This is a genomic window from Rhizobacter sp. P3_C12, from assembly GCF_056402735.1.
The window spans coordinates 1-3,722 of record NZ_JBFUGW010000427.1 but is presented as its reverse complement, the minus strand read 5'-3'; the positions used below and the strand labels follow the sequence as shown (position 1 = coordinate 3,722).

The window sequence follows — 3,722 nt, the reverse complement described above, 5'->3', positions numbered from 1 at the left end:
GCAGGCCGACGCCCGCTGCCTTGCGGCGCGCGCCTTCGATCTCGCCCGGCGGCTTGTTGGCCTGCGGCACGCGCGCCTCGGGGATCGGCTCCTTCATCTTCACCGGATCGGGCTTGGCCGGGATCGGCTTCGCCTGGTCGGGCTTGGCCTGCGGCACCGCGGCCTCGGCCGCATCCTTCGGCTTCTCCTGCACCTTGGGCGGCGGCGGTGGCGGCGGAGGCGTCTCCAGCACCAGCTTGGCCAGCCGCGGCGGCAGCTCGGCCGGCGCGCTGCGGTCGGGTTGCCGCACCGGCAGCCACGGCACGATCAGGAAGATCAGCAGGCACACGCCGACGGTGCGCTGGATGATGCGGCGAAAACGCGCGTCATCCTCGGGCACGCCGGCCCAGGGCATCACCCTGGGATTGAACGAAACGGTGGCCGCACTCATGCGCCCGCCTTCTGCCGCACGGCGAACGACATGTCGGTGAAGCTCGCGCGTGCCGCGGTGTACATGATCTTGCGCAGCAGCTGGTACGGGATGTCCTTGTCGCCCATGATCGTGAGCGCCTTGCCCTTGTCCTTGTTGGCCTCGCGGATCATCTCGCGGCCGGCCTGGATGTCGAGCTCGTCCTTCAGCGGCGCGATCAGGTCACCCTTCAGCCCCATCACGTCGGCCACGTTGGCGACCTTGCGGCCCTCGACGAGGATCTCGGTGCCGCTCACCACCAGCACCACGTTCTGCTTCGGCTCCTTCTCGGCCGTCGACTCCGGCAGCTGCACCGCCTTCGGGCTCGGCAGCAGCTCGACGCCGGTCGCGTTCGAGAGCAGGAAGAAGATCAGGATCGTGAACACGTCGATCAGCGAGACGAGGTTCATGTCGAGCCCCGTCTGGTTGCGCGCGCGGCGCTCGGCCCGCTTCTGCAGCGGTGTCATCAGTGCCATGGCCCCCGTCCCTATCGCTTGACGACCGGCGCATCGCCGATCGAGATGTTGGGGAACATTTCGGTGTGCACCACCGCCGGCCCCTTGGGCGTGGCGACGACGCGCACCGCATCCATCACCTGCACGAGCGCGTCGTACGAGGTGTTCGGCTCGGCCAGCACGCTGGCATCCACCTTGTCCGGAAACTTGACCTTGATCTGCTGGATCAGCGTCGACAAGGCCGCGGTGTCATACCCCTTCGCGTTGTTCGGGATGCGCTGGATCAGCCCGCCCAGGCGGTCGCCGACTTCCAGCGAATCCGGGCGCAGCACCACCTCCAGCTGAAGGTTGTCCACCTTCAGTTGCTCCACGCCGGAGTTCTTCGCCGGCAACGACAGGTCGATCACCGACAGCCTCGTGAACACGGCGGTCGACAGCAGGAACGGCACCAGCACCACGATCAGGTTGATGAACGCGGTGATCTCCAGGTGCGCCGTTTCCTTTCGCAGGCGACGACGAGCAGCCATCTCAGCGCGCTCCGGTGCTCTGCTCGGCCTTCAGGCGCTGCACCAGGTTCAGGAAGCTGATCTTGGCGGCCTCGAGGCCGTCGACGATTTCGGCCGTCTTGGCCTGCAGGAACGAGTGCAGCAGCAGGAACGGGATCGCGACCATCAGCGCGAACGCGGTGTTGTTCATCGCGATCGAGATCGAGGCCGACAGCATCTCGGCCTTCTCGGCCGGGTTGACCTGCGCCACCGCGGTGAAGCCCTTGATCAGGCCCATGATCGTGCCCAGCAGGCCGACCAGCGTGATCACGTTCGCGAAGGTCGCGATGTAGTGCGTGCGCTTCTCCAGGCGCGGCACGATTTCCATCATGCCCTCTTCCATCGCGGCGTCGAAGTCTTCACGGCGGCCCGGGCTCTGCATGCGGGTCAGGCCGTAGTTGACGATCTTGCCGATCGCGGCATCGGAGTTCGCGGTGACGTTCTGCACTTCCTTGAAGCGGCCGTTCTGCAACATCGGCAGCACGTGCGACCAGAGCTTGCGGTTCTCGCTGCGCGCCTTGTTCAGCACGATGTAGCGCTCGATCCCGATCGCCAGGCCGATCGCCATGATCAACAAGCTCGGATAGATGAACAAGCCGCAATCCTGGAAAAACTTCACTGCTGTGTTGAACGCATTCATCTCTGATCTCCGATGGAAACTACTCTGTGATTCGACAAAAAACGGCAGGCGCGCGGGTGTCGCTACTTGGCGGCTGCGGTGGGTGTGGGTGTGGCGGCAGCCACCGGCTGCGTCAGCGTGTCGTACTGGACCTGGCGGCGGAACACGTCGCGGTCGACCGGCGCGAGCGCCTCGTCGAGCACGCTGACGGCGGGGCGGCCGCTCTGGTCGCCGGCCAGCGGCTTCTTCCACGGCACGATGTACAGCACCTTCGGCAGCTCGCGGTTGCCGATGATCTGCGAGCCCTTGATGTCGGCGCGGTCCTGCGCCCACGCGGGCGCGAGGCCGGCGGCGATCAGCATCGCGAACACCGCAGCCACCGTCAGTGGCATGCGCAAGGGGTCTCGGGACTTCATGGTTTTTCCTTCCGGTTCGCAGCCGCGGCCGGCGCGGGCGCCGCGGCAGGCTGCTTACGATTCTTCAGATCTGCGACCCATTTGGTCACCGTGGCATCGCCACCCGGAGTCAACGCAAGATACCGGCCATACAGGTCGCCGGCCTGTGCAACATCCCACAGATACAGGTCGTACAGGATGCCGAGGTTCAGCAGCGGCGCCGCATAGCCGGCATCGAGCGCGATGGCGCGCTCGTAGGCGTCCTTGGCCTTCGTGAACTGGCCCTGCTGGCGGTAGGTGATGCCGAGCTGGTTGAGGTACAGCGGCTGCTTCGGGTTCAGGCGCACCGCCTGCTCCAGCTCGCCGGCCGATTCGGGCAACTTGTTGGCCTGGCGGTAGATCACGCCGAGGTTGGCATGCGGGCCGCCGAGCTCCGGGTTGGCCTGCGCGATGGCCTTGAAGCCGCGCTCGGCTTCTTCCATCCGGCCGGCACGCAGCGCACGGCGGGCGTCGTCGTAGCTGCGTTGCAGCGCGGGGGCGACCGGGGCTTCGGGGTCGGGGCGGGCGATGGCCGGGGCGGCGGCAGACGCGGCCTTGGCGGGGGCCGAGGCCGATGCGGCCGGTGCCGAGGCGGCCTTGGCTGGCATCACCGCATCGCGTAAGGCTTGCAGCGGCTGCGAGATCGTCGAGCAGCCGACCAGTAGCCCGGATGCCAATCCGGGAATCAACCACCTGATCAATGTGTCCCGGATTGGCATCCGGGCTACGAAATCAACGGATCGCATCGACGACCCCTTCGCTTCTCTCGCTCTTGCCATACCGCAAGGGCCGGATCTCCGACAGCGCCTTGAAGCTGCTCTTCACCCACTGGTCGTAGATGCCGTTGGTGGTGCGCCGCGCATTCAGCTCATGCAGCTCGGTGGCCTTCTCCTCGAACGGGTAGGCCTGCTCTTCCAGCATCACGTTGTACTGCTCCAGTTCGAGCTTCGACAGCTTCTTCGGGCGCTGCGAGTTGACGAGCGCCTTGCCGAAGTCCTGGTAGAGCGCCGCGATCTGGTAGGTCGCCGCGGTCGTCACGTCGGCCACGCCGTAGTCGGCCGCCACCGTGTAGGCCTTCAGCGATTCCTCCAGCCGCGCCTTCTTGTTCTTCAGCGCCGCGGCCAGCGGCTCGACCAGCTGCACCTTGCGGTAGCTGTCGGCCACCGGCGCCGCCATCGCGAGCGCCGCGGTCGCGCCCAGGTAACGGGTGCGGTTCGTGCG

5 protein-coding genes and 2 pseudogenes are annotated in these 3,722 nt (G+C 66.6%); all 7 read right to left on the bottom strand.

What is annotated here, in order from left to right:
• Positions 1-430, bottom strand: a pseudogene (locus tag AC1DXV_RS32530) (AgmX/PglI C-terminal domain-containing protein); the annotation flags it as partial.
• Entirely contained in the window at positions 427-924 is a 498-nt protein-coding gene (locus AC1DXV_RS32525) for an ExbD/TolR family protein (RefSeq protein WP_477937612.1), read from the bottom strand. The gene AC1DXV_RS32525 and the pseudogene AC1DXV_RS32530, both read right to left, overlap by 4 nt.
• Before the next feature lie 11 nt (positions 925-935).
• Entirely contained in the window at positions 936-1,430 is a 495-nt protein-coding gene (locus AC1DXV_RS32520) for an ExbD/TolR family protein (protein ID WP_477873446.1), read from the bottom strand.
• Position 1,431: 1 nt separating this feature from the next.
• The gene (locus AC1DXV_RS32515) at positions 1,432-2,043 is read right to left on the bottom strand and encodes a MotA/TolQ/ExbB proton channel family protein (protein WP_465112520.1); all 612 of its coding nucleotides are present in this window, start codon (positions 2,041-2,043) and stop codon (positions 1,432-1,434) included.
• A 107-nt stretch (positions 2,044-2,150) separates the two neighbouring features.
• Entirely contained in the window at positions 2,151-2,483 is a 333-nt protein-coding gene (locus AC1DXV_RS32510; RefSeq protein ID WP_477937610.1) for a hypothetical protein, read from the bottom strand.
• On the bottom strand, positions 2,480-3,109 hold the full coding sequence (locus tag AC1DXV_RS32505) for a tetratricopeptide repeat protein (RefSeq protein ID WP_477937608.1): 630 nt from the start codon (positions 3,107-3,109) through the stop codon (positions 2,480-2,482). Before AC1DXV_RS32505 ends, AC1DXV_RS32510 begins: the two co-directional genes overlap by 4 nt.
• A gap of 124 nt (positions 3,110-3,233) precedes the next feature.
• Positions 3,234-3,722 (bottom strand): annotated as a pseudogene (locus AC1DXV_RS32500) (tetratricopeptide repeat protein); the annotation flags it as partial.

Coding starts and splice junctions, on each gene's coding strand:
- AC1DXV_RS32525 (WP_477937612.1), bottom strand. CDS start 924: ATGGCACTGATGACACCGCTGCAGAAGCGGGCCGAGCGCCGCGCGCGC.
- AC1DXV_RS32520 (WP_477873446.1), bottom strand. CDS start 1,430: ATGGCTGCTCGTCGTCGCCTGCGAAAGGAAACGGCGCACCTGGAGATC.
- AC1DXV_RS32510 (WP_477937610.1), bottom strand. CDS start 2,483: ATGAAGTCCCGAGACCCCTTGCGCATGCCACTGACGGTGGCTGCGGTG.
- AC1DXV_RS32505 (WP_477937608.1), bottom strand. CDS start 3,109: ATGCCAGCCAAGGCCGCCTCGGCACCGGCCGCATCGGCCTCGGCCCCC.